This window comes from Lapillicoccus jejuensis (assembly GCF_006715055.1).
In the GTDB taxonomy this organism is placed as follows: domain Bacteria; phylum Actinomycetota; class Actinomycetes; order Actinomycetales; family Dermatophilaceae; genus Lapillicoccus; species Lapillicoccus jejuensis.
In genome coordinates this window covers 3,822,493-3,846,738 of sequence record NZ_VFMN01000001.1, presented here as the reverse complement: position 1 = coordinate 3,846,738, position 24,246 = coordinate 3,822,493, and the positions used below count along the sequence as shown (strand labels likewise).

The window sequence follows — 24,246 nt, the reverse complement described above, 5'->3', positions numbered from 1 at the left end:
GCCGTCCCGGGTGGGGACGGGCACGCACGGCTCCACCCGGTTCACGCGGTTACGCTTCCCCCTCGTGTCCACTCGCTTCCGCCAGCCCGAGACCGCGGACCGCTCGCGGTTCCGGGAGTGGCTCTTCGCCGGGGAGCGCGACGCGGTCGCGTCCCGCCAGGCCCCGCACGCCAAGCCGACCGGCTCGCCCGAGAAGGCCCACCCGTGGTGGCAGGTCATGTGCCTCACCGGCGTCGACTACTTCTCCACCCTCGGCTACCAGCCCGGCATCGCCGCGCTCGCCGCCGGGCTCGTCTCGCCCGTCGCGACCCTCGTCCTGGTCCTGCTCACGCTGCTCGGGGCGCTGCCGGTCTACCGGCGGGTGGCCAGGGAGAGCCCGCACGGCCAGGGGTCGATCGCGATGCTCGAGCGGCTCTTCCCGTTCTGGTGGGGCAAGCTCTTCGTCCTCGTCCTGCTCGGCTTCGCCCTCACCGACTTCCTCATCACCATCACGCTGTCGGCCGCCGACGCCGCCGCGCACGCCATCGAGAACCCGTTCGCGCCGTCGTTCCTGCACGGGCAGAACGTCCTCGTCGCGCTCTTCCTCGTCGCGCTGCTCGGCGTCGTCTTCCTGCGCGGCTTCGCCGAGGCGATCGGCATCGCCGTCGGCCTCGTCGTGGTCTACCTCGGGCTCAACCTCGTCGTCATCGTCACCGCCGCCGCCAAGGTGTTCTCGCAGGGCCACGTCATCGGCGACTGGGGCTCGGCGCTGCTCACCTCGCACAGCAACAACCCGTGGCTGGTCGTCGGGATCGCGCTGCTCGTCTTCCCCAAGCTGGCCCTCGGCCTGTCCGGGTTCGAGACCGGCGTGACGATGATGCCCCTGGTCCGCGGGGCGGCCGACGACGACCCGGTGCAGCCGGCCAAGCGGATCCGGCGCAGCCAGCGGATGCTGCTCACCGCCGCGGTCATCATGAGCGTCTTCCTCATCACGAGCAGCCTCGCGACGACGCTGCTCATCCCGCAGGCGGCGTTCCAGCCGGGCGGCGCGGCCGACGGCCGCGCCCTGGCCTACCTGGCTCACGAGTACCTCGGGAACGGCTTCGGGACCGCGTACGACGTCTCGACGATCCTCATCCTGTGGTTCGCCGGCGCGTCGGCCATGGCCGGGATGCTCAACCTCGTCCCGCGCTACATGCCGCGCTACGGGATGGCGCCGGAGTGGACCCGGCTGACCCGGCCGCTCGTCGTCGTCTTCGTCGTCATCGGTTTCGTCATCACCATCCTGTTCAAGGCCGACGTCAACGCCCAGGGCGGCGCCTACGCCACCGGTGTCCTCGTGCTCATGCTGTCGGCGACGGTCGCGGTCACCGTCTCGGCGTGGCGCCGGGGCAGCCGGCGCGGGACGGTCTTCTTCGGCGTCGTCGCCCTCGTCTTCGCCTACACGACGGTCGCGAACGTCGTCGAGCGGCCCGAGGGCGTGAAGATCGCCTCGTTCTTCATCCTCGCCATCGTCGTCGTCTCGATCACCAGCCGCGCGCTGCGCTCGACCGAGCTGCGGGTCGACACCGTGACCTTCGACGAGACGGCGCGGGCCATCGTCGCCCGCGCCGCGGCCGAGGGGCAGGTGCGCCTCGTGGCCCACGACCCGGACGGGGAGCGCGACCTGCTCGACTACCTCGAGAAGGAGGTCGTCGAGCGGACGGTCAACAACCTCGGCCCGGGGGAGCGGCTGGTCTTCGTCGAGGTCACCGTCGTCGACGCCTCCGACTTCGTCACCGACCTCGCGGTCCGCGGCGAGCTGCGGCACGGGTACGAGGTCCTCACCGTCTCCGCCCCGACCATCCCCAACGCGATCGCGGCGATCCTCCTCGCCATCCGCGAGCAGACGGGCGTCGTGCCCGAGGTCTACTTCGAGTGGATGGAGGGCAACCCGATCGCCGCCCTCCTGCGCTACCTGTTCTTCGGCGGCGGCGACGTGGCGCCGCTGACCCGCGAGGTGCTCCGCCAGGCCGAGCCCGACCCGGACCGGCGACCCGCCGTCCACGTCGACTGACCCCCTGCCGTAGCGTCGGGCGCCGTGAGCACGAGCACCACCATCGGCGTCCTCGCCGTCCAGGGCGACGTCCGCGAGCACCTGCACGCCCTGCAGGCGTGCGGCGCCCACGCCGTGCCCGTACGACGCCCCGAGGAGCTCGCCCCCCTGCACGGTCTCGTCGTCCCCGGCGGCGAGTCGACGACGATGGACAAGCTCGTGCGGGCCTTCGGCCTCCAGGAGCCGCTGCGCGAGCGCATCGCGGACGGGCTGCCGGTCTACGGCTCGTGCGCCGGCATGATCATGCTCGCCGACCGGGTCCTCGACGGCCGCCCCGACCAGCAGACCCTCGGCGGGCTCGACATCACCGTGCGCCGCAACGCGTTCGGCCGCCAGGTCGACTCGTTCGAGGGCGAGGTGCACGTCGAGGGTCTCGACGCGCCGTACCACGCGGTCTTCATCCGGGCGCCGTGGGTCGAGGAGACGGGGCCGGGCGTGCGGGTGCTGTCGCGTGTCGAGGGGGGACCGGCCGCGGGTAGGATCGTCGCCGTCACGCAGGGTGCCCTGCTCGCCACCTCGTTCCACCCCGAGGTCACGGGCGACACGCGGGTGCACCGACTGTTCGTGCAGATCGTCCGATCGAGATCGTGAGGGAACGCGCATGAGCGGCCACTCCAAATGGGCCACCACGAAGCACAAGAAGGCGGCCATCGACGCCAAGCGCGGCAAGCTGTTCGCCAAGCTCATCAAGAACATCGAGGTCGCCGCGCGCAGCGGCGGCGGTGACCCGGCCGGCAACCCGACGCTCTACGACGCCATCCAGAAGGCGAAGAAGACGTCGGTCCCCAACGACAACATCGACCGCGCCGTCAAGCGCGGCAGCGGCGCCGAGGCCGGCGGCTCGGACTGGCAGACCATCACCTACGAGGGCTACGCCCCCGGTGGTGTCGCCGTCCTCATCGAGTGCCTCACCGACAACCGCAACCGCGCCGCGGCCGAGGTGCGCACGGCGCTGAACAAGAACGGCGGGCAGCTCGCCGACCCGGGCTCGGTCGCCTACGTCTTCGACCGCAAGGGCGTCGTCCAGGTGCCCAAGGGCTCGCTGACCGAGGACCAGCTGCTGGAGGTCGTCCTCGACGCGGGCGCCGAGGAGGTCAACGACCTCGGCGAGACCTTCGAGATCGTCAGCGACGCCAGCGACTTCGTGGCCATCCGCACCGCCGTCCAGCAGGCCGGCATCGACTACGACTCGGCCGAGGCCTCCTGGGTGCCGAACCTCCAGGTCCCGCTCGACGCCGAGGGCGCCAAGAAGATGTTCCGCGTGCTCGAGGCCCTCGAGGACTCCGACGACGTCCAGAACGTCTACGCCAACGGCGACGTCCCGGACGACGTCCTCGCCGAGCTCGACGAGGAGTAGGACCACCTCGCCCCTGCTCGCACCCGACGTGGGGCCCCGGCGTGCCGCCGGGGCCCCACGTCGCGTCCGGGGTACGTTCGGTGCCGAACACCTGTTCGGGCGCGGCCCGGACCCCCACCAGCAGCAAGGAGCCCGATGCCCCGCGTCCTCGGCGTCGACCCCGGCCTGACCCGGTGCGGCATCGGCGTCGTCGAGGGGGTGCCCGGTCGGCCGCTGGCGATGGTCGCGGTCGGCGTCGTGCGCACCCGCACCAGCGACGAGATCCCGCTGCGCCTGCTCGCCCTCGAGGCCGAGCTGGAGACGTGGGTCGAGCGGCACCGACCCGACGTCGTCGCCATAGAGCGGGTCTTCGCCGACGCCAACGTCGCCAGCGTCATGGGCACGGCCCAGGCCTCGGCCGTCGCGATGCTCGCCGCCACCCGTCGGGGCATCCCGGTGCGCCTGCACACCCCGACCGAGGTCAAGGCCGCCGTCACCGGCTCCGGGCGGGCCGACAAGGCGCAGGTGACGACGATGGTCACCCGCCTGCTGTCCCTCGACGCCGCGCCGAGGCCCGCCGACGCCGCCGACGCACTCGCCCTGGCGATCTGCCAGGTGTGGCGCGGCGGCACCCAGTCGCGGCTGGCCGAGGCGGTCGCCGCGCAGGCGGGGCGCCGTACGGCGTCCTCCCGCCCCCCGCGGGCGGTGGCCCGGTGATCGCGTCGGTGCACGGCACCGTCCTGCGGGCCGGGCTGGACCAGGTCGTCGTCGAGGTGGGCGGCGTCGGGCTGCTCGTGCACACGACCCCGGCGACCGCGGCCGCCCTGCGCTCGGGCCAGCAGGCGCGGCTGGCGACCAGCCTCGTCGTCCGTGAGGACTCCCTCACGCTCTACGGGTTCGCCGACGACGACGAGCGCAGCGTCTTCGAGACCGTCCAGACGGTCTCCGGCGTCGGGCCGCGCCTGGCGCTGGCCATGCTCGCGGTGCACCCGCCGGACGCGCTGCGGGCCGCGGTGGGCAGCGGCGACGTCCTCACGCTCACCAAGGTCCCGGGCATCGGCCGCAAGGGCGCGGAGCGGCTCGTCCTCGAGCTGCGCGACAAGATCGGGGTCGTCGGCGCCGGCGGAGCCGCCGTCGCCGCCGGGCAGCCGGCCACCGCCGCCTGGCAGGGCCAGGTCCAGGAGGCCCTGGTCGGCCTGGGCTGGAGCACCAAGCAGGCCGACGACGCCGTCGCGGCCGTCGCCGGCACCCAGCCGGCGGCCGACACCCCCGTCGCGGCGCTGCTCAAGGCCGCGCTGCAGGTGCTGGGCCGGTGACCGCGGTGCCGCACCGGCCGGGAGAGGGTGACGAGCGGGGCTGGGACCCCGCCGACGACGGCTCGTACGACGCCACCGCCCGGGTCGTCGACCCGGTCGGCGACGAGGGGGAGCGCCAGGTCGAGGCCGCGCTGCGGCCCAAGCGGCTCGAGGAGTTCCCCGGGCAGCCGCGGGTGCGCGACCAGCTCGCGCTCGTCCTCGAGGCGGCCAGGCGGCGCGGCACCCCGCCCGACCACGTCCTGCTGTCCGGGCCGCCCGGGCTGGGCAAGACGACGCTGGCGATGATCGTCGCCGCCGAGCTCCAGCAGCCGATCCGGGTCACCTCCGGACCGGCCATCCAGCACGCCGGCGACCTCGCCTCGATCCTGTCCAGCCTGGCCGAGGGCGAGGTGCTCTTCCTCGACGAGATCCACCGGATGTCCCGCTCGGCCGAGGAGATGCTCTACCTGGCCATGGAGGACTTCCGCGTCGACGTCATCGTCGGCAAGGGACCGGGGGCGACGGCCATCCCGCTCGAGCTGCCGCCGTTCACCGTCGTCGGGGCGACCACCCGGGCGGGGCTGCTGCCGGCTCCGCTGCGCGACCGCTTCGGCTTCACCGGGCACCTCGACTTCTACGCCACCGACGACCTCGTCACCATCCTGCACCGCTCGGCCCGGCTGCTCGGGGTCGAGGCGGCCGCCGACGGCATCCGGGAGATCGCCCTGCGCTCGCGCGGCACCCCCCGCATCGCCAACCGGCTGCTGCGCCGGGTCCGCGACTGGGCCCAGGTGCACGGCGACGGCCGGGTCGACCTCGTGGCCGCCCGCACCGCGCTCGCGCTGTTCGACGTCGACGACCGGGGCCTGGACCGCCTCGACCGGGCCGTGCTCGAGGCGCTGTGCCGGCGCTTCGCCGGCGGCCCGGTGGGGCTGTCGACCCTCGCCGTCGCCGTGGGGGAGGAGACCGACACCGTCGAGACGGTCGCCGAGCCGTTCCTCGTGCGCGAGGGGCTCATCGTGCGCACCCCACGGGGCCGGGCCGCCACGGCCGCCGCCTTCGAGCACCTGCGCCTCGTCCCGCCCGCCGGGGTCGCGGGCCAGCCCGTGCTGCCCCTGGACGACGCCGGCGACGCCGGCCGCTTCCGTGGCTGACCGCAGCGTCCGCACCGCCGCGGCACCGGTGCCTCGCCGCTGCGGACGCAGCGGGGACGGTGGTGGCGAGCGGGGGCGCGCCGTACGCTCGCCTGCTTTGGTGTGATCCGGACCCCTCACCTAGACTTCCGCGGGCACGTCGGCGTCCGCCGGCACTCGTGCGCACCGCGACTCGTTGGGTCGCAGGACCGCACCGCCTCCCGGAGGACCGGGGACCACTCGTGAGGACTCATCGCTGATGGAATCGCTGCTGCTGCCCGTCCTGCTCCTGGGGCTGGTCGGCTTCATGTTCTGGAGCCAGCGCCGCCGGCAGAAGGCCGCGCTCGACCTGCAGGACTCCATCACCGTCGGTGACGAGGTCTGCACGACGTCGGGCCTCTTCGGCACCGTCGCCGAGCTCGGTGACGGCGTCGTCCACCTCGAGATCGCGCCGGGCACGGTGGTGAAGTTCGACCGCCGCGCCGTGGCCCTCACCGTCCCGCGGGACCCCGCCGCCCCCGCGACGAGCTCGCCGGTGACCTCCGAGACCACCAGCCCCGTGGACGCGCCCTCGACGACCGTCGACCCGGCCGCCCGCCCCGAGGAGAAGTAGGCCGTGGCACGAGACCCGCGCACCCGTCGGCCCCGGCAGGTCCTCCTGGGCCTCGTCGTGGTCCTCGTCCTGCTCGTCGGCGGCTCCGGTGCCGCCGCGGCGTGGGGCGGCGGCCAGTGGACCCCGAAGCTCGGCCTCGACCTCGAGGGCGGCACGGAGATGGTCCTCGAGCCGGTGCTCACCACGCCCGGCGCGACCGTCAACCAGGGCCAGCTCGACAAGGCCCGCGACATCATCGAGCAGCGCGTCAACGCGTACGGCGTCGCGGAGGCCGAGGTCTCCACCCAGGGCGGGCGCAACATCGTCGTGGACATCCCGGGGTCGCCGAGCAAGCAGACCCTCGACGCGATCCGCAAGCCCTCGCAGCTGCGCTTCCGGGCCGTCCTCGTCGACGGAGCGGGCTCGCCGCAGGCCGCGCAGCCCACCCCGACCTCGACCGCCACGGGGACGGCGACCGGCACGGCCACCCCCAGCACGACCTCGAAGCCCACGGCCACGACCCCCGCCCCGGTCTTCACCACCGACCCCGGTACCGCCGCCGCGACGAGCTCCGCCGCCAACGCCGCGATCCCGCAGGCGCTGCGCCAGGACACCACCTCGCCGACCGGCACCGCGACGACCGGGGCCGCGACGGCCACCACCGGCGCGGCCACCGCGACCAGCACCGCCAACCCGACGCTCGACCAGCCGACCGACACCCCGTCGACGAAGCCGACGAGCGCGAGCGACACCGCCTGGATCACCCCCGACATCCAGAAGGCCTTCACCGAGCTCGACTGCTCCAAGCCGGAGAACCAGTCCTCGGCGGTCGACGACCCCGACAAGCCGCTCGTCGCCTGCTCCTCGGACCGGTCGACGAAGTACATCCTCGGCCCGGTCGAGGTCGACGGTTCGGAGATCGCCGACGCCACGTCCGGCTACCAGACCGGCCCCAACGGCCAGCCGACCAACGTCGTCGAGGTCGCCCTGACCTTCACGGGCGAGGGCGCCAAGAAGTTCGGTGACGTCACGACCCGCCTGCTCGGCCTGCAGGGCGCGCAGAACCAGTTCGCCATCGTCCTCGACAAGCAGGTCGTCTCGGCGCCGCGGACGAACGCCGCGATCACCAACGGCCAGGCCAGCATCACCGGCTCGTTCACCATCGACAGCGCCCGCGACCTCGCCCAGCAGCTGAAGTTCGGCGCCCTGCCGCTGTCCTTCCAGCTGCAGACCCAGGACGACGTCAGCCCGACCCTCGGCAACGAGCAGCTGCGCCTCGGCCTCATCGCCGGTCTCATCGGCCTGCTGCTCGTCGTCGTGTACTCGCTCTTCCAGTACCGCCTGCTCGGCCTGGTCACCGTGGCCTCGCTCGTCGTGGCCTCCGTCATCACCTACTTCGCGCTCGTGCTGCTCGGCTGGTCCTACAACTTCCGCCTCACCATGGCGGGGGTCACCGGCGTCATCGTCGCCATCGGCGTCACCGCCGACAGCTTCATCGTCTACTTCGAGCGCATTCGCGACGAGGTCCGCGAGGGCCGCCCGCTCGTCGCCGCCGTCGAGGCCGGCTGGGCCCGCGCCCGGCGCACCATCCTCGCCGCCGACGCGGTCAACTTCCTCGCCGCGATCGTGCTCTACCTGCTGGCCGCGTCGAACGTGCGCGGGTTCGCCTTCACGCTCGGCGTGACGACGATCATCGACCTCGCCGTCGTCATGCTCTTCACGCACCCGGTCGTCGCACTCCTGGCCCGCACGACGTTCTTCGGCGGCGGTCACCGTTGGTCCGGGCTCGACCCGGAGCGCCTCGGCGCCAAGGTCCGGTACGTCGGCCGCGGCCAGTTCTCCGGTCCGCGCGGCAGCACCGAGACCGGGACCGCCACCGGCGCCGGTACGAAGCCCGCGGCGGCCGCCGTCCGCGGCGCCTCCGCCGAGGGGAAGGCCTGACCCATGTTCAACTTCGCCCGGGTCGGCAACGACCTCTACACCGGCAAGCGGTCGATCGACTTCATCGGTCGGCAGAAGACCTGGTACGCGATCTCCGGCGTCCTCATCGTGCTGGCCCTCGTCGGCGTCTTCGCCCGCGGCCTCAACTTCGGCATCGAGTTCCGCGGCGGCTCGGAGTTCCGGGTCAGCAACGTCGCCTCGACGGCGAACTACGAGCAGAAGGCCGACGCGGCGATGAGCCAGGCCGGGATCCCCGGCAACATCGTCGCCACGGTCATCGGCGGCAACTCGGTCCGGGTCGAGACCGAGGCGGCCGGCGACAAGCAGGACGCCGCGAAGTCCGCGCTGCAGAGCCAGTTCGGCGTCAACGCCGACGCCGTGTCGGCCTCGCTCATCGGTCCCTCGTGGGGGGCGTCGGTCAGCCAGAAGGCGATCCAGGGCCTGGTCATCTTCCTCGTCGTCGTCGCCATCTTCATGGCTCTCTACTTCCGCACCTGGAAGATGGCCGTGTCCGGTCTGGTGGCGCTCCTGCACGACCTCGTCATCACCGTCGGCATCTACGCGCTCTTCGGGTTCGAGATCACGCCGTCGTCGATGATCGGCTTCCTGACGATCCTCGGGTACTCGCTCTACGACACGGTCGTCGTCTTCGACAAGGTCCGCGAGAACACCGCGGCCGCGCTGTCCAGCCGTCGCTCGACGTACCGGCAGGCCGCCAACCTCGCGGTCAACCAGACGCTGGTCCGCTCGGTCAACACGACCGTCGTGGCGCTGCTGCCCATCGCCGCGATCCTCGTCGTCGGCTTCACGAAGCTCGGCCCCGGCACGCTGCTCGACCTCAGCCTCGCACTGTTCGTCGGCATCGCGGTCGGTGCCTACTCCTCGATCTTCATCGCCACCCCGCTGCTGGTCGACCTGCGCCGCAACGAGCCCGCCCTCAAGGAGCTCGACCACGTCGTGACCAAGTCGTCGTCGCGCCAGGGCGCGCGGACCCCGGTCGCGGCCGGGGTCGGCGCCCCGGGCGGCCGCGAGGACGAGCCGCAGGACGAGGACGACGACGCCCCCCGCGTCGTCGTCGAGGGCGAGGACCAGAGCGTCGTCCGCTCGGAGGGCTCGGTCCGCGAGGTCCACAAGTGGGCGCAGTCGTCCGGGCCGCGGCAGCAGCCGCGCCGGGCACCGAAGTCCAAGCGGTGACGCCGGCCGGGACGGGCGCCGCGCCCGACCGGTCGGCGCTGGCGGCCCGGGTCCACGGGCTGCTGCGCGACGTCCCGGACTTCCCGCAGCCGGGCGTCCTGTTCAAGGACTTCAGCCCGCTGCTGGCCGACGCGGACGCGTTCTCCGCCCTCGTCGCCGACGTGGCGGCGCACTGGGACGGCCGGGTCGACCTCGTGGCCGGCATCGAGGCCCGCGGCTTCGTCCTCGGCGCGGCCGTCGCGCACGCCCTGGGCCGCGGCTTCGTCCCGGTCCGCAAGGCCGGCAAGCTGCCGCCGCCGGTGCGCTCCGTCTCCTACGACCTGGAGTACGGCAGCGCCACCCTCGAGGTGGCGACCACGGCCTTCGCCGCAGGCGACCGCGTCCTCGTCCTCGACGACGTCCTCGCCACCGGCGGCACGGCGGCGGCCGCCTGCGAGCTCGTCGAGCGCGGGGGAGCGCGGGTCACCGCGGTCGAGGTCGTCCTCGAGCTCGGCTTCCTGCGCGGGCGCGACGCCCTGCCCGGGCGCGAGGTCCGCGCGCTGCTCACCTCGTGAGCCGGCGCGGCGACGCGTCGTACGGCGTCTAGACTCCCGTCATGAGCGAGGAGGCGCACGTCGAGCCGTCGTCCGTGGGGACGTCGCTGCCGACGACGCCCCTGCGCATGCGGGCCCGGCTGGCGCGGTTCAGCGGCCCCCGGGTGGCCAGCAACCCCGTCCTCGAGCCGATCCTGCAGACGGTGCGCAGCACCCACCCCAAGGCCGACCTCGGGCTCATCCAGCGGGCGTACGACGTCGCCGAGCACGCCCACCGCGGGCAGATGCGCAAGAGCGGCGACCCCTACATCACGCACCCGCTCGCGGTGACGACGATCCTCGCCGAGCTCGGCATGACCCCGACCACCCTCGCCGCGGCGCTGCTGCACGACACGGTCGAGGACACGGCGTACGGGCTGGAGCAGCTCAAGCGGGAGTTCGGGGCGGAGATCGCCGGGCTGGTCGACGGGGTGACCAAGCTCGACAAGGTCACCTACGGCGAGGCGGCGCAGGCCGAGACGGTCCGCAAGATGATCGTCGCGATGGCCCGCGACATCCGCGTGCTCGTCATCAAGCTCGCCGACCGGCTGCACAACGCCCGCACGTGGCGCTACGTCTCGCGCGAGTCCGCGCAGCGCAAGGCCCACGAGACGCTGGAGATCTACGCGCCGCTGGCCCACCGGCTCGGCATGAACACCATCAAGTGGGAGCTGGAGGACCTGTCCTTCGCGACGCTCTACCCCAAGGTGTACGACGAGATCGTCCGGCTCGTCGCCGAGCGCGCCCCCGCCCGCGAGGAGTACCTCGCGGAGGTGCGCGGTCAGGTGACCGACGACCTGCGCGGGGCCAAGATCAAGTCCGTCGTCACCGGCCGGCCGAAGCACTACTACTCCGTCTACCAGAAGATGATCGTGCGCGGCCGCGACTTCGAGGAGATCTACGACCTCGTCGCCGTCCGCGTCCTCGTCGAGACGGTCCGCGACTGCTACGCCGCGCTGGGCGCCCTGCACGCCCGGTGGAACCCGGTGCCGGGGCGGTTCAAGGACTACATCGCGATGCCGAAGTTCAACATGTACCAATCGCTGCACACGACGGTCATCGGCCCGCAGGGCAAGCCGGTCGAGATCCAGATCCGCACGCACACCATGCACCGCCGGGCGGAGTACGGCGTCGCCGCGCACTGGAAGTACAAGGAGGACGGCAAGGTCGTCCCCGACCCGGGCAAGGGCGCACCGTCCAACGACATGGCCTGGCTCAAGCAGCTGCTCGACTGGCAGCGCGAGACCGAGGACCCGGGGGAGTTCCTCGACTCGCTGCGCTTCGAGATGAACGGCGGCGAGGTCTACGTCTTCACGCCCAAGGGTGAGGTCGTCTCGCTGCCGGCCGGGTCGACCCCGGTCGACTTCGCCTACGCCGTGCACACCGAGGTCGGGCACCACACCATCGGCGGCCGGGTCAACGGCCGGCTGGTGCCGCTGGAGTCGACGCTGGAGAACGGCGACGTCGTCGAGGTCCTCACGAGCAAGGCCGACGGCGCCGGCCCGAGCCGCGACTGGCTCCAGTTCGTCAAGAGCGCGCGGGCCCGCAACAAGATCCGCCAGTGGTTCTCCAAGGAGCGCCGCGAGGAGGCGATCGACTCCGGCAAGGACGCCATCGCCAAGGCGATGCGCAAGCAGGGCCTGCCGCTGCAGCGGCTGATGACCTCGGAGACGCTCACCGGGATCGCCAGCGACCTGCGCTACCCCGACATCGACGGCCTGTACGCCGCCGTCGGGGAGGGGCACATCTCGGCGCAGCACGTCGTCGAGCGGCTCGTCACCTCGCTCGGCGGCGAGGAGGGGGCCAGCGAGGACCTCGCCGAGGCCACCGTCCCGAGCCGGGCCCGGTCGCGGCGCGGCGGCGACCCGGGCGTCGTCGTCGTCGGCACGGCCGACGTGTGGGTCAAGCTGGCCAAGTGCTGCACCCCGGTGCCGGGCGACCCGATCCTCGGCTTCGTCACCCGGGGGAGCGGCGTGTCGGTCCACCGTCGCGACTGCACCAACGCCGACTCGCTGCTGCGCCAGCAGGACCGGCTCATCGACGTCGAGTGGGCGCCGAGCGCCAGCAGCGTCTTCCTCGTCCAGCTCCAGGTCGAGGCGCTCGACCGCTCCCGCCTGCTCAGCGACGTGACGCGGGTCCTCTCGGACCACCACGTCAACATCCTGTCCGCGTCGGTGCACACCTCGCGCGACCGGGTCGCGCTCTCGCGGTTCACGTTCGAGATGGGCGACCCCACGCACCTGGACACCGTCATCCGCGCGGTCCGCAAGATCGACGGCGTCTTCGACGTCTACCGGATCACCGGCACCAAGATCACCGACGGTGAGTCGGACGAGGGCGACGACGCCTGACTCCGCGCGCTGGAACCCATCAATTGATGGATCCCAGCACCGCGTGCGCGACGGGCTGCGCTGAAACCCATCAATTGATGGATCCCAGCACCGCGTGTGCGGGGGGCTGCGCTAAAACCCAGCAATTGATGGATCCCAGCACCGCGTGCGCGACGTGCGTCAGGTGGGCGCGACTCGCGGAGGGCCCTCGAGAGCGCGCGAGACGATCGCGGTCGCGTCGGAGTGGGTCCACCCGATGACGTCGTCGAGGCCGTGCGTCGACAGCACCTGCGTCATCACCCGGTCAGCCAGCCAGTAACCGCCGCGCTCCGGTGCCGCACCGCCGCGCCCCATCAGGAAGAGGTCGTCGGCCGAGGCGTCGTCGGTGAGGGCGGTGAGGGCGCGGAGCCGCAGCCCGGCCGCCGCCACCTCGCAGGCCCGGACCCACTCCCCGTGGTCGTCGTCGAACCAGAGGTAGGCGCTCTCGGCGAGACCAGGGACGAGGCGGCGGCTGAGCACGGTGGCCAGACCTTCGTCGACGACGGCCTGCACGAGACCGTCCGGCCACGGCGCGTCCGGGCGACGCCGCTCGACGGCGAGGTGCACCGCCTCGTGCACCGCCAGCACGACGTCGTACGGCGTCGGCGGGAGCAGCTCGAGGGCGAGGAAGAGCGTCGGACGGCCGTGCAACGGTGCCACCCACCCGTTCGAGGCGCCGACGCCCACGAGGAGCACCACGTCGAGGTCGTCGTCGGGTCCGGCCTCGAGCAGGCCGGCGTCCCGCAGCACGAGCTCGGCCGCCCGGGCCGCCGACAGGGCGCGAGCCTCGCGCTCCTCGAGCCCGTCGAGCAGGTCAGGTGCGGCGTCCGCTGCGGCCTGCACCGCCGCGCGTGACGCCCAGCCGCCGAAGTAGACGGAGAACGCCTCGGCGGCGTCGGCCTCGTAGGCGGACCACGCCGTACGACGCCGCTGCGCGCTGGGGAGGTCGGCCATCGCCCGGAAGGCCGGGACGGTCGACGTCGCCCTCACGACCCGGATCGACCCGCCGTCAGCCGCCGAACTCCTCGAGGCCGGCGCGGGCCTGGGCCAGCCACGCCTCGCGCGCCTCGAGGGCGGAGCGGGCCTGCTCGACCTTGCGCGCGTTGCCCGACGCCTCGGCCTTCTCGAGGTCGGCGCGCAGATCGGCGACGGCGCCCTCGAGCTGGGTGACGAGGGACTGGGCCCGGGCGGCGGCCTCGGGGTTGGTGGAGGACCACTTGCGGTCCTCGACGTCCCGGACGGCCTGCTCGACGCGCCGTAGGGCCTTCTCGGTGCGCTCGAGGTCCGCGCGGGGGACCTTGCCGGCCTTGTCCCAGCGGTCCTGGATGCTGCGCAGGGCGGTCTTGGCGCGCTCGAGGTCGGTCACCGGCAGGATCTGCTCGGCCTCGACGAGGAGCTGCTCCTTGACGACGAGGTTGCCCCGGTAGCCCTCTTCCTCGGCGGCCACGACGGCGTCCTTGGCCTCGAAGAACGCGTCCTGGGCGGCGCGGAAGCGGGCCCACAGCGCGTCGTCGTCCTGACGGCCGGCGCGACCGGCGCGGCGCCACTCGTCCATGAGCCGCTTGAACGCGCCCGCGGTCGGCGCCCAGTCCTTGCTCGTCGACAGCCGCTCGGCGTCCGCGACCAGGCGGGTCTTGGTGGCCTTGGCCTCGGACTGCTGGGTGTCCAGCTGCGCGAACCAGACCCGACGGGCGCGGTCGAAGCTGTTGCGGGCCACGCTGAAGCGCTGCCACATCGCCGTCTCGCTCGTGCGGTCCAGGCGCGGGCCGGTGCGCTGGTGCTGCTTCCACTCGTCGAGCAGCTCGCGCATCCGGGCGCCGCTGCTCTTCCACTGCACGCGCTCCGGCGGCTGGGCGGCGATCTTCTCCGCCTCGGCGACGAGGGTCTCCCGGTGGGCCCGGGCCTCCTCGCGGGCGGCGGCGCGGGTGGCGGTCTCCTCCTCGCGGCGGGCGGTGACGAGGGCGTGGACCTGCTCGACACGGGACTCGAGGGCGGCCAGGTCGCCGACCGCGCGCGGCTCACGGGTCTGCTCGCGCAGGTGGGCGTAGCTCTCCTCGGCGTCCTTGGCCGAGACCTCGGTCTGCTGGAGGCGCTGCAGGAGCAGGTCGGCGGCGGCGAGCAGCTCGTCGTACTTGCGTCCGTAGTAGGCGAGGGCCCCACCGGGGGTGGCGCCGGGGTAGGAGCCGACCTCGCGCTCGCCCCCGTCGGGGGTCTTGACGAAGACGACGCCGTCGTCGCCGACGCGCCCGAACTCGCGCAGGGCGGCGCTGGCCGCCGACGGGCGGGCCAGCATCGCCGGCGAGGGGACGGCCGGGGGAGCGGCGTGCGCGACGACCTCGGCCGGGGTCGGGACGTGCGGCTGCTCGGCGGTGGGATCCTCGGCGGTGGGATCCTCGGCGGTGGGCTCCTCGGCGGTGGGCTCCTCGGCGGTGGGCTCCTCGGCGGTGGGCTCCTCGGCGGTGGGCTCCTCGGCGGTGGGCTCCTCGACGGTGGGCTCCTCGACGGTGGGCTCCTCGACGGTGGGCTCCTCGACGGTGGGCTCCTCGACGGTGGGCTCCTCGACGGGGACCTGGGGGGTCTCGGGCGTCGACTCCTCCGAGGCGACCAGCTCGGTCTCCTCGGTCGGCGCGTCCGTGTGCTGTGTCTGCTCGATGTCGCTCACGATCAGGCCTTCGGGGTGGTCGTCGTGCCGAGGATGCTGATGGGCGCCAGCGGCGAGGTCTGGTCGGACGGGTTGATCCCGGCGGCGGCGATCTTGTCGACGATGTCGAGGCCGCTGGTCACCTGCCCGAACACGGTGTAGCCCGAGCCGTCGCCCGACTTCGGCAGCGTCGTGTCCTTGTAGACGATGAAGAACTGGTCGCTGTTGCTGTTCGGGTCACCGGACTTGCGGGCCATCGCCAGCACGCCGCGCTTGTACACGTCGTTGCTCGGGACGTTCTCGACGCCGTAGTGGTAGCCCGGGCCGGGGCCGCTGCCGGTGCCCGTCGAGTCGCCGCACTGGAGGACGAAGATGCCCTGCGCCTGGCCGGTGAGGCGGTGGCAGGGGCTGTCGGCGTAGTAGTCGTTCTTCGACAGGAAGACGAACGACGACACCGCGGCCGGCGCCTTGGTGCCGAACAGCTCCACCGTGATCTTGCCGCAGGTGGTGTCGATGGTCGCCGTGAAGGTCTTGCCCTTGGCGGCGGCGACGTCGGGGGTCCCGGTCGGCTTCTTCGGGGTGGCCTGGGGCTTCGGCACGGGCTGGCAGCCGGCGAGGACCTTGGGCGTGGCGGTCGGGGTGGCGGAGGTCGTCGCGCCGGCCTCCGGGGTGGCCGAGGACTGGCTCGTGGGGGTGGCCGCCGGGGGGTCCGACTTCGGCCGGGTGAGCAGGTTGGCCGCGACGACGAACGCCGCCACCACCACCAGCACACCCACGACGGCGAAGATCGCCTGCTTGTCTCGCACGGACCGGGCCTCCTTCTGCGCGGGCACGGTGCCCGTCGCGTTGCCGACGGCGGCCCCGGACCCTGCCCGGATCGAGGCCACCCGCCACGTCTCGCCGGCGCCACCCACCCTCGGGGGCGCACCCGTGACCGGCGTCGGCCGGGCACGGGCAGCCAGTCTAGGCAGAGCCCCCGTGGAGCCACACCCGGTCGGTCCCCGCGGGGGTCACGACTGCATGACGATCGCCGTACGCAGCTCCGTACGGAGCCCCGTACGGAGCCCCGTACGGAGCCCCGGGCCGAGCCCCGCAGCGAGCCCCGCGAGGACGCCGTACGGCGGTCAGTAGCCTGCCCTCGTGCTCACCGTCGCCTTCCCCGCCGCCGCGTTCGGCACCAACTGCTACGTCCTGGCCACCGGTCCGGGTCAGGAGTGCCTCGTCGTCGACCCCGGGGTCGGCATCGAGGACCAGCTGGCCGAGGTGCTGCGTGAGCACCGCCTGCGCCCGGCCGCCGTGCTGCTCACCCACGGCCACGTCGACCACGTGTGGTCGGTGACGCCGGTGTGCGGCGGCGAGCTGGCGGCGTACCTGCACACCGACGACGCCTACCGGCTGCACGACCTCATGGCGACGGTCTCGCCGCAGCTGCTGGGCATGTTCGAGCAGCAGTTCGGGCCGGCGACGCAGTGGCGCGAGCCCGAGCGGGTCGTCGAGATCACGGACGGGCGGACCCTCGAGCTCGCCGGCCTCTCCGTGGGGGTCCGGCACGCCCCCGGGCACACCGAGGGGTCGGTCGTCTTCACCCTCGACGACGTCCCCCAGGTCGCCGGCGCCGACGTCACCTCGACCTGCCTCAGCGGCGACGTCCTCTTCGCCGGGTCGATCGGGCGCACCGACCTGCCGGGCGGCGACCACGAGGCGATGCTGCGCTCGCTGCGCGACGTCGTGCTGCCGATGGCCGACGACACCCTCGTCCTGCCCGGGCACGGCAGCGCGACGACCATCGGCCACGAGCGGGCCGGCAACCCCTACCTGCGAGGATTGACCGCGTGAGCAGCAAGGTCCTCCCGCTCAGCGGCTTCCCCGAGCTCCTGCCCCAGGAGCGCATCGTCGAGCAGCGCTTCCTCGACGTCGTCCGCGAGGTGTTCGAGCTGCACGGCTTCTCCTCGGTCGAGACGCGCGCCGTCGAGCCGGTCGAGCGCCTGCTCGGCAAGGGCGGCGACGCCGACAAGGAGATCTACGGGGTCACCCGGCTCGCCGCCCGCTCGCAGGAGCGCGGCGGGTCGGACGGCGAGCTCGGTCTGCACTTCGACCTCACCGTGCCCTTCGCGCGCTACGTCCTCGAGAACGCCGGGAAGCTCGACTTCCCGTTCAAGCGCTACCAGATCCAGAAGGTGTGGCGCGGCGAGCGGCCCCAGGAGGGGCGCTACCGCGAGTTCACCCAGGCCGACATCGACGTCGTCGGCGCCGGAGAGCTCCCGGCGCACTACGAGGCCGAGATGCCGCTAGTCATCGCCGACGTCTTCGAGCGCTTCCCGGTCGGCGACTTCGTCATCCAGGTCAACGACCGCAAGATCCCCGAGGGGGTCTACCGCGGGGTCGGCCTCGACGAGAGCGTCGGCGTGGCCACCGTCCTGCGGATCGTCGACAAGCTCGACAAGATCGGCGCCGACGCCGTCACCGAGCAGCTGGTCGCTGCGGGCGCGAGCCCCGAGCAGGCCGCGGTGTGCCTGGCCCTGGCCCGGATCCGCACCGCCGACCTCGGCTTCGTCGAGCAGGTCCGCGCCCTCGGGGTGCAGCACCCGGTCCTCGACGAGGGGCTCGAGGCGCTCGCCGCCGTGGTCCGCGCCGGCGCCGAGCACGCGCCCGGCCGGATCGTCGCCGACCTGCGGATCGCCCGCGGGCTCGACTACTACACGGGCACGGTCTACGAGACGCAGCTGCTCGGCTTCGAGTCCTGGGGGTCGTTCTGCTCCGGGGGCCGGTACGACGCCCTCGCCTCCGACGGGCGCACGACCTACCCCGGCGTCGGGATCTCCATCGGGGTCTCGCGGCTGCTCGGGCTGCTCGTCGGCAAGGGCCTGCTCACCGCCTCGCGCAAGACGCCGGCGGCCGTGCTCGTGGCGCTCGTCGACGAGGCCGACCGGCCCCGCTCGACCGCGGTCGCGGCGGCCCTGCGGGCCCGCGGCACCGCCTGCGAGGTGGCGCCGAGCGCGGCGAGGTTCGGCAAGCAGATCCGCTACGCCGAGCGGCGCGGGATCCCCTACGTCTGGTTCCCCGGTGCGGCTCGCGACACCGGCGGCGACGAGGTCAAGGACATCCGCACCGGGGAGCAGGTCGCCGCCGACGCCACGACCTGGGAGTGCCCCGCCGCCGACCGGCGCCCGAGCGTCACTCGGGTGGAGCCGGCCGCGTCCACGGGGGCCTGAGACCGAGCGAGGTCAGCTCCAGCTCGGCGAGGCGTCGTACGGCGACCGGGTCGCCCTCGCGCCACGCCCGGGCCGGCGCGGGGCCGAGGGCGGCGAGGCGTCGTACGGGCTGGTGGGCCAGCGCCCGCAGCGCGACGAGGTCGAGGTCGCCCGCCGCCACCCGACCGACCGCGGCGGCGCGGTGCACCCAGCGCAGCCGCAGCAGCAGCCACGGCAGGACGACGATCGAGACGGGCACGAGGGCGACGACGAGACCGAGGACCAGGGCCAGGTGGCCGGCGGCGTCGGCGAGGTCCTGCCCGGCCCGGGTCAGCTCGGCGCCCGACCCGGCGGCGCTGTCGAACGGCCGGCGCAGCGCGTCGCCGACCCCGGGCAGCCGCCCGAGCTGCTCCGCGGCCCCCTGCATGCTCGAGCCGAACGACGAGCCGGCGCTCGTGAGCCGGTCGGCCGGACCCTGCAGGCGCAGGACCGTGTCGTGGACGGCGCGCCCGGCGAGGGCGAAGGCGACGACCCAGGCCAGCACGAGCACGTCGGCGACGACCTGCCGCGTGCGCCGCGCGGGCAGGTCGGCGTACAGCCTCACGACGCGTCCTGCAGCGCCGCCTGCATCCGCTCCACGAGGACGGTGAGGCCCCGCAGCGGGCGGACCATGACGGTGAACTCGACCAGCCGGTCGTCGGCCCCCCAGCGCAGCAGGTCGACGCCGTGGACGAGGGTGCCACCGAGGTCGGCGTGGAACTCCAGGCACGCGCTGTCGCCGGTCACGAGCTCCCGCTCGTAGCGCAGCGTCGGGCCGAGGACGGTCGTCGCCGCCCGTAGGTACGTCGTCGTCAGCAGCCGCCCCTCCTGCGGCGAGTGGACGGCCGGGGACCGGAACACGACGTCGTCGTCCAGCAGGTCGGCCAGCAGCACGTCGCGCGCGGCGGGGTCGGGCGCGGCGACGACGGCGTGCCAGCGGCGGACGGCGGGGGGTGGGGTCACGGGGGTCACGGCGTCCATCAGCGCTCCTGGCTCGGGGGACCACACGCTAGCCGCGTGGCTACCCTCGTGGCGTGCCGCCCGACCCCGTGCCCGAGGTCCCCGCGCGGGTGGCCCGCGAGGTGCGCGGCTGGCTGGACCACCTCGAGGTGGAGCGGGGGGCGTCGGCCAACACCCTCGCGTCGTACCGCCGCGACCTGCGACGGTACGGCGAGTTCCTCGCCCGCCGGGGGCGCGCCGCCGCCGCGGAGGCGAGCGAGCGCGACGTCACCGACTTCCTCGCCGAGCTGCGCGAGGGCACCGCCGGCCACCGCCCGCTCGCGGCGTCGTCGGCCGCGCGCACCCTCGTCGCCGTGCGGGGGCTGCACCGCTTCCTCGCCCTCGAGGGGGCCACCGCCACCGACCCGGCGGCCGACGTCAGCCCGCCGACCCCGCCCGCCCGGCTGCCGAAGGCGATCCCGGTCGACGACGTCGAGCGGCTGCTGACGGCCGCGTCGCTGGGGGACACCCCGGCGGCCCTGCGCGACCGCGCGCTGCTCGAGCTGCTCTACGGGGTGGGGGCGCGGATCGGGGAGGCCGTCGCGCTCGACGTCGACGACGTGCAGGGTCTGGAGCCGGAGGCGGGCCGGGAGGGCACGGGCACCGTCCGGCTGCTCGGCAAGGGCGGCAAGGAGCGACTGGTCCCCGTCGGCCGGTACGCGCGCGAGGCCCTGGCGGCGTACCTCGTGCGGGGTCGTCCGGCCCTGGCGGCCGCCGGGCGCGGGACCCCCGCGCTCTTCCTCGGGCTGCGGGGTGGGCGGCTCTCGCGCCAGGGTGCCTGGGCGGTGCTCCAGCAGGTCGCCGACCGGGCCGGGCTGAGCGCCCACGTCTCGCCGCACACCCTGCGGCACTCGTTCGCCACCCACCTGCTCGACGGCGGGGCCGACGTCCGCGTCGTGCAGGAGCTGCTCGGTCACGCGTCGGTGACGACGACGCAGGTCTACACGCTCGTCTCGGTCCAGCGGCTGCTCGAGGTGTACGCCGGAGCCCATCCCCGGGCTCGATGAGGCTCGATCTCCACCTGAGGTCGAGGCTGTATCGACGTGTGGTCGAGGTCGAGACACGCCCCGGTGGCGCCGCTGCGGCGCCCACCCCGACCACGCTGGTAGGTTGGCGGCGATCAGCGCGAGCCGACCGACCGCAAGACCCAGACCGGAGCCGTAACGACCGTGACCGCCGAGGCGAGACCACCGCACGAGGACCAGCCGTACGAGGACCGCCCGTACGAGGCCCCCGGCGGACCGGGCGACACCGCGTCCACCCCGCAGCCCCCGGAGCAGGTTCCGGTGCACACGCCGGAGCAGGCACCGAACGAGGACCGGCTCGAGCACCGCAGCGTGCTCCCGGGCACCGAGCAGGTGGGCGTGGGGGAGATCGGCCCGACCGGTCGCCCGCTGCCCGCGTTCCCGGACCCGGCGCCGCTGTCGTCGCACGGCCCGGCGCGGATCATCGCCATGTGCAACCAGAAGGGCGGCGTCGGCAAGACGACGACGACCATCAACCTCGGCGCGGCGCTGGCCGAGCTGGGCCGCCGCGTCCTGCTCGTCGACTTCGACCCGCAGGGCGCCCTGTCCGTCGGCTTCGGGGTGCGGGCGAACGAGCTGGACCGCACCGTCTACGACCTGCTCGTCGAGCGCGGCCTCGACATCCACGACCTCATCCAGCCGACGCGGACCCCGGGTCTGGACGTCGTCCCGGCCAACATCGACCTGTCGGCGGCCGAGGTGCAGCTGGTGGGGGAGGTCGCCCGCGAGCAGATCCTCGCGCGCGCGCTGCGCCCGGTGCTCGACGAGTACGACGTCGTCCTCATCGACTGCCAGCCGTCGCTCGGTCTGCTGACCGTCAACGCGCTGACGGCCGCGCACGGCGTGCTCATCCCGCTGGAGTGCGAGTTCTTCGCCATGCGCGGCGTCGCGCTGCTCGTCGAGACGATCGAGAAGATCACCGACCGGCTCAACCCCAAGCTCCAGACCGACGGCATCCTCGCGACGATGTACGACGGCCGCACCCTGCACAGCCGCGAGGTCGTCAAGTCCGTCGTCGACCACTTCGGCGACCTGGTGTTCCACACGGTCATCAGCCGCACGATCAAGTTCCCCGACGCGACGCTGGCCGCCGAGCCGATCACGACGTACGCGCCCACCCACAGCGGCTCGGCCGCCTACCGCCAGCTGGCCCGCGAGCTCATCGCCCGCGGTGGGGCGGCCTGAGCCCGATGACCGCCGCGGGACCCGTCGACCGACCGGTCGACGGCGGTGACGTCCTGCCGTCCGGGACGTCCGAGGTGACCCCGGGAGGGGTGCTCACCCGGCGCGCGGGCGGTTCGACCTTCGAGGTGCACCTCGACGTCTTCGAGGGCCCCTTCGACCTGCTCCTCGGGCTCATCGCCAAGCACAAGCTCGACATCACCGAGATCGCGCTGGCCAAGGTGACGGACGAGTTCGTCGCGCACCTCAAGGCGGCCCAGGCGTCCGCCGGAGGGTGGGACCTCGGGCAGGCGTCGGAGTTCCTCGTCGTCGCGGCGACGCTGCTCGACCTCAAGGCGGCCCGGCTGCTCCCGCAGACCGGCCCCGAGGACGAGGAGGACCTCGCGCTCATCGAGGCCCGCGACCTGCTCTTCGCCCGGCTGCTGCAGTACCGCGCCTTCAAGGACATCGCCCGCACCTTCGCCGACCGGATGGCCGCGGCGGGGCGGATGACACCGCGGCAGGCCGGGCTCGAGCCGCAGTTCGCCGCGCTCCTGCCCGAGCTCGTCATGGGCGTCACCCCGCTCCAGCTGGCCATGGTCGCGGCGCGGGCCCTCACCCCCAAGCCGCCGCCGACGGTCGGGCTGGAGCACCTGCACCAGGTCCAGGTCAGCGTCCGCGAGCAGGCCGAGATCGTCGTCGCCCGGATGCGGACGCGGCGCACCGCGTCGTTCCGCGACCTCGTGGCCGACGCCGACTCGACCCTGGTCATCGTCGCGCGGTTCCTGGCCCTGCTCGAGCTCTTCCGCGAGGCGGCGATCGCCTTCGAGCAGGAGCAGGCCCTGGGCGAGCTGACCGTACGCTGGACCGGCAGCGACCAGGGCGACGTCGGGCTGTCCGACGAGTTCGACGAGTTCGACGACACGAGCGGCACCACCGACGGACCGGGCCCGACGCCCGGCCCCGCGGCGCCGGCGACGGCCCCGGCCGACGAGGAGAGAGATGACTGAGCACGACACCCTGACCGAGGACCCGGCCGCGCCGGCCTTCTCGGTCCACGACCTGCCGGGCGGCCTGCCGGCCGCGCTGGAGGCGGTCCTCATGGTCGTCGACGAGCCGGTCGCCGAGGTGACGCTCGCGTCCGCCCTCGAGGTCCCGGTCGACGACGTCGTCGCCGCCCTCGAGCAGCTCGAGACCGACTACGCGGCCGCGGGTCGCGGCTTCACCCTGCGCAGCGTCGCCGGTGGCTGGCGCGTCTACTCGCGGGCCGAGCTGGCCCCGGTCGTGGAGAAGTTCCTCCTCGACGGGCAGCAGGCCAAGCTGACGCAGGCCGCCCTCGAGACGCTCGCGGTCATCGCCTACCGCCAGCCGGTGTCCCGGGCGCGGGTCAGCGCGGTGCGCGGGGTCAACGTCGACGGGGTCGTGCGCACGCTGCTCACCCGCGGGCTCGTCACCGAGGTCGACCAGCTCGGGGAGGCCGGCGCCGTCCTCTACGGCACGACGCCGTACTTCCTCCAGCGGATGGGGCTGGGGTCGCTCGACGACCTGCCCGCCCTGGCGCCGTTCCTGCCCGAGGTCGACGCCCTCGACGAGCTGGCCGAGCAGGGGCGGGCATGAGCCCCCAGCCCGGCCGCGGCGCCGGCGGTCAGGGACGTGGCCGCCCTGGTGGGCGCCCCGGTGGCTCGTCCTCCGGGAAGCCCTCGTCCGGGAAGCCGTTCGCCGGGAAGTCGTCCTCGGGTAAGCCGTCCTCCGGGAAGTCCTCCTCGGGAAAGCCGTTCGCCAAGAAGCCCGCCGAGGGCAGGACCCCGCTGGGCAAGCGCACCGCCAAACCCGGCTCGGCGCGCCCGACCACCGGTCAGGGCGGCAAGGGCCCGCGCTTCGCGGGCAACACCCGGCCGGGCCAGCCGACCCGGCTGCCGCAGCGCCGCGACGACGACGCGCAGGTCGACGTCCACGACCCGGACGGCGTGCGCCTGCAGAAGCTGCTGGCCGGCGCCGGGGTCGGCTCGCGCCGCACCTGCGAGAACCTCATCGCAGCCGGCCGCGTCCAGGTCGACGGCCACGTCGTCACCGAGCTCGGCGTCCGGGTCGACCCGGACCGGCAGACCGTCCACGTCGACGGCACGCGGGTCAACCTCGACGAGTCACGGGTCTACCTCGCCTTCAACAAGCCACTCAAGGTCGTCTCGACGATGAGTGACGACCTCGGGCGGGTCTCGCTGGCGGACTACGTCGGCGACCGGCCCGAGCGCCTCTTCCACGTCGGCCGGCTCGACGCCGACACCGAGGGGCTGCTGCTGCTCACCAACGACGGCGACCTCGCCCACCGGTTGCAGCACCCGGCGTACGGCGTCCCGAAGACCTACCTCGCGCAGGTGCCGGCCCCGATCCCGCGCGACCTCGGTCGACGGCTGCGCGACGGCGTCGAGCTCGAGGACGGCGTCGTCGCGGTCGACTCGTTCCGGCTCGTCGACAGCCAGCCCGGCAAGGCCCTGGTCGAGCTCGTGCTCCACGAGGGCAAGAAGCACGTGGTGAGGCGCCTGCTCGACGCCGTCGGGCACCCGGTCATCACCCTCGTGCGCACCCAGGTCGGGCCGATCCACCTGGGCAGCCTCAAGTCCGGGCGCTACCGCCGGCTCACCCGCGAGGAAGTGGGCCAGCTCTACACGGCCGCCGGGATGTGA

23 protein-coding genes are annotated in these 24,246 nt (G+C 73.6%); 18 read left to right on the top strand and 5 right to left on the bottom strand.

Going from position 1 to position 24,246, the window contains the following annotated elements; translation table 11 throughout:
• Positions 1–64 precede the first annotated feature (64 nt).
• The 11 genes from FB458_RS17840 to FB458_RS17790 all read left to right on the top strand — a co-directional run bounded on the left by FB458_RS17840 (position 65) and on the right by FB458_RS17790 (position 12,488).
• Complete coding sequence (locus FB458_RS17840; protein WP_141849685.1) at positions 65–2,035, top strand: APC family permease; 1,971 nt, start codon at positions 65–67, stop codon at positions 2,033–2,035.
• Between the two features lie 24 nt (positions 2,036–2,059).
• Positions 2,060–2,665 (top strand): pyridoxal 5'-phosphate synthase glutaminase subunit PdxT, encoded by a 606-nt coding sequence (gene pdxT / locus FB458_RS17835; RefSeq protein WP_141849684.1) that lies wholly within the window; start codon positions 2,060–2,062, stop codon positions 2,663–2,665.
• 10 nt (positions 2,666–2,675) lie between these two features.
• Positions 2,676–3,431: a YebC/PmpR family DNA-binding transcriptional regulator gene (locus tag FB458_RS17830; RefSeq protein ID WP_141849683.1), complete on the top strand. Its 756-nt coding sequence runs from the start codon at positions 2,676–2,678 to the stop codon at positions 3,429–3,431.
• 135 nt (positions 3,432–3,566) lie between these two features.
• Positions 3,567–4,127 carry a crossover junction endodeoxyribonuclease RuvC gene (gene ruvC, locus FB458_RS17825; RefSeq protein WP_141849682.1) on the top strand — a complete coding sequence of 187 codons (561 nt, stop codon included), beginning with the start codon at positions 3,567–3,569 and terminating at the stop codon, positions 4,125–4,127.
• Positions 4,124–4,726, top strand: a complete 603-nt coding sequence (gene ruvA / locus FB458_RS17820) for a Holliday junction branch migration protein RuvA (RefSeq protein WP_141849681.1) — start codon at positions 4,124–4,126, stop codon at positions 4,724–4,726. The genes ruvC and ruvA overlap by 4 nt, the downstream gene beginning before the upstream one ends.
• A complete protein-coding gene (gene ruvB, locus FB458_RS17815) occupies positions 4,723–5,859 on the top strand; it encodes a Holliday junction branch migration DNA helicase RuvB (protein WP_246061346.1) in 1,137 nt (378 codons plus the stop codon). The genes ruvA and ruvB overlap by 4 nt, the downstream gene beginning before the upstream one ends.
• A gap of 238 nt (positions 5,860–6,097) precedes the next feature.
• The gene (yajC, locus tag FB458_RS17810) at positions 6,098–6,451 is read left to right on the top strand and encodes a preprotein translocase subunit YajC (RefSeq protein WP_141849680.1); all 354 of its coding nucleotides are present in this window, start codon (positions 6,098–6,100) and stop codon (positions 6,449–6,451) included.
• A gap of 3 nt (positions 6,452–6,454) precedes the next feature.
• Positions 6,455–8,371, top strand: a complete 1,917-nt coding sequence (secD, locus tag FB458_RS17805) for a protein translocase subunit SecD (protein WP_141849679.1) — start codon at positions 6,455–6,457, stop codon at positions 8,369–8,371.
• 3 nt (positions 8,372–8,374) lie between these two features.
• Positions 8,375–9,565, top strand: coding sequence for a protein translocase subunit SecF (secF, locus tag FB458_RS17800; protein WP_141849678.1), 1,191 nt, complete (start codon positions 8,375–8,377; stop codon positions 9,563–9,565).
• Positions 9,562–10,119: an adenine phosphoribosyltransferase gene (locus FB458_RS17795; RefSeq protein WP_141849677.1), complete on the top strand. Its 558-nt coding sequence runs from the start codon at positions 9,562–9,564 to the stop codon at positions 10,117–10,119. Before secF ends, FB458_RS17795 begins: the two co-directional genes overlap by 4 nt.
• A gap of 41 nt (positions 10,120–10,160) precedes the next feature.
• Complete coding sequence (locus FB458_RS17790) at positions 10,161–12,488, top strand: RelA/SpoT family protein (protein WP_141849676.1); 2,328 nt, start codon at positions 10,161–10,163, stop codon at positions 12,486–12,488.
• Positions 12,489–12,647: 159 nt separating this feature from the next.
• Here the strand turns inward: FB458_RS17790 and FB458_RS17785 are convergent, their stop codons facing one another.
• The 3 genes from FB458_RS17785 to FB458_RS17775 are packed head-to-tail and all read right to left on the bottom strand — an operon-like array spanning position 12,648 to position 16,034.
• On the bottom strand, positions 12,648–13,496 hold the full coding sequence (locus tag FB458_RS17785) for a hypothetical protein (RefSeq protein ID WP_141849675.1): 849 nt from the start codon (positions 13,494–13,496) through the stop codon (positions 12,648–12,650).
• A gap of 19 nt (positions 13,497–13,515) precedes the next feature.
• Positions 13,516–15,168 (bottom strand): DUF349 domain-containing protein, encoded by a 1,653-nt coding sequence (locus FB458_RS17780; protein ID WP_246061345.1) that lies wholly within the window; start codon positions 15,166–15,168, stop codon positions 13,516–13,518.
• A 2-nt stretch (positions 15,169–15,170) separates the two neighbouring features.
• On the bottom strand, positions 15,171–16,034 hold the full coding sequence (locus FB458_RS17775) for a peptidylprolyl isomerase (RefSeq protein WP_141849674.1): 864 nt from the start codon (positions 16,032–16,034) through the stop codon (positions 15,171–15,173).
• Positions 16,035–16,287: 253 nt separating this feature from the next.
• Here FB458_RS17775 and FB458_RS17770 point away from each other — a divergent pair, with 253 nt between their 5' ends.
• Positions 16,288–16,983 (top strand): MBL fold metallo-hydrolase, encoded by a 696-nt coding sequence (locus FB458_RS17770; protein ID WP_141849673.1) that lies wholly within the window; start codon positions 16,288–16,290, stop codon positions 16,981–16,983.
• Complete coding sequence (gene hisS, locus FB458_RS17765) at positions 16,980–18,359, top strand: histidine--tRNA ligase (protein ID WP_141849672.1); 1,380 nt, start codon at positions 16,980–16,982, stop codon at positions 18,357–18,359. The genes FB458_RS17770 and hisS overlap by 4 nt, the downstream gene beginning before the upstream one ends.
• Here the strand turns inward: hisS and FB458_RS17760 are convergent.
• The gene (locus tag FB458_RS17760) at positions 18,322–18,942 is read right to left on the bottom strand and encodes a hypothetical protein (protein WP_141849671.1); all 621 of its coding nucleotides are present in this window, start codon (positions 18,940–18,942) and stop codon (positions 18,322–18,324) included. The genes hisS and FB458_RS17760 overlap by 38 nt on opposite strands.
• Positions 18,939–19,358 carry a nuclear transport factor 2 family protein gene (locus tag FB458_RS17755; protein ID WP_170185732.1) on the bottom strand — a complete coding sequence of 140 codons (420 nt, stop codon included), beginning with the start codon at positions 19,356–19,358 and terminating at the stop codon, positions 18,939–18,941. Before FB458_RS17755 ends, FB458_RS17760 begins: the two co-directional genes overlap by 4 nt.
• 53 nt (positions 19,359–19,411) lie before the next feature.
• Here FB458_RS17755 and FB458_RS17750 point away from each other — a divergent pair, with 53 nt between their 5' ends.
• The 5 genes from FB458_RS17750 (at position 19,412) to FB458_RS17730 (ending at position 24,246) form a co-directional block, all read left to right on the top strand.
• Positions 19,412–20,383, top strand: a complete 972-nt coding sequence (locus tag FB458_RS17750) for a site-specific tyrosine recombinase XerD (RefSeq protein ID WP_246061344.1) — start codon at positions 19,412–19,414, stop codon at positions 20,381–20,383.
• 330 nt (positions 20,384–20,713) lie between these two features.
• Positions 20,714–21,586: a ParA family protein gene (locus tag FB458_RS17745; RefSeq protein ID WP_246061625.1), complete on the top strand. Its 873-nt coding sequence runs from the start codon at positions 20,714–20,716 to the stop codon at positions 21,584–21,586.
• Positions 21,587–21,591: 5 nt separating this feature from the next.
• Entirely contained in the window at positions 21,592–22,572 is a 981-nt protein-coding gene (locus FB458_RS17740; RefSeq protein WP_141849670.1) for a segregation and condensation protein A, read from the top strand.
• Positions 22,565–23,179 carry an SMC-Scp complex subunit ScpB gene (scpB, locus tag FB458_RS17735; protein ID WP_141849669.1) on the top strand — a complete coding sequence of 205 codons (615 nt, stop codon included), beginning with the start codon at positions 22,565–22,567 and terminating at the stop codon, positions 23,177–23,179. The genes FB458_RS17740 and scpB overlap by 8 nt, the downstream gene beginning before the upstream one ends.
• Positions 23,176–24,246 (top strand): pseudouridine synthase, encoded by a 1,071-nt coding sequence (locus FB458_RS17730; protein WP_141849668.1) that lies wholly within the window; start codon positions 23,176–23,178, stop codon positions 24,244–24,246. The genes scpB and FB458_RS17730 overlap by 4 nt, the downstream gene beginning before the upstream one ends.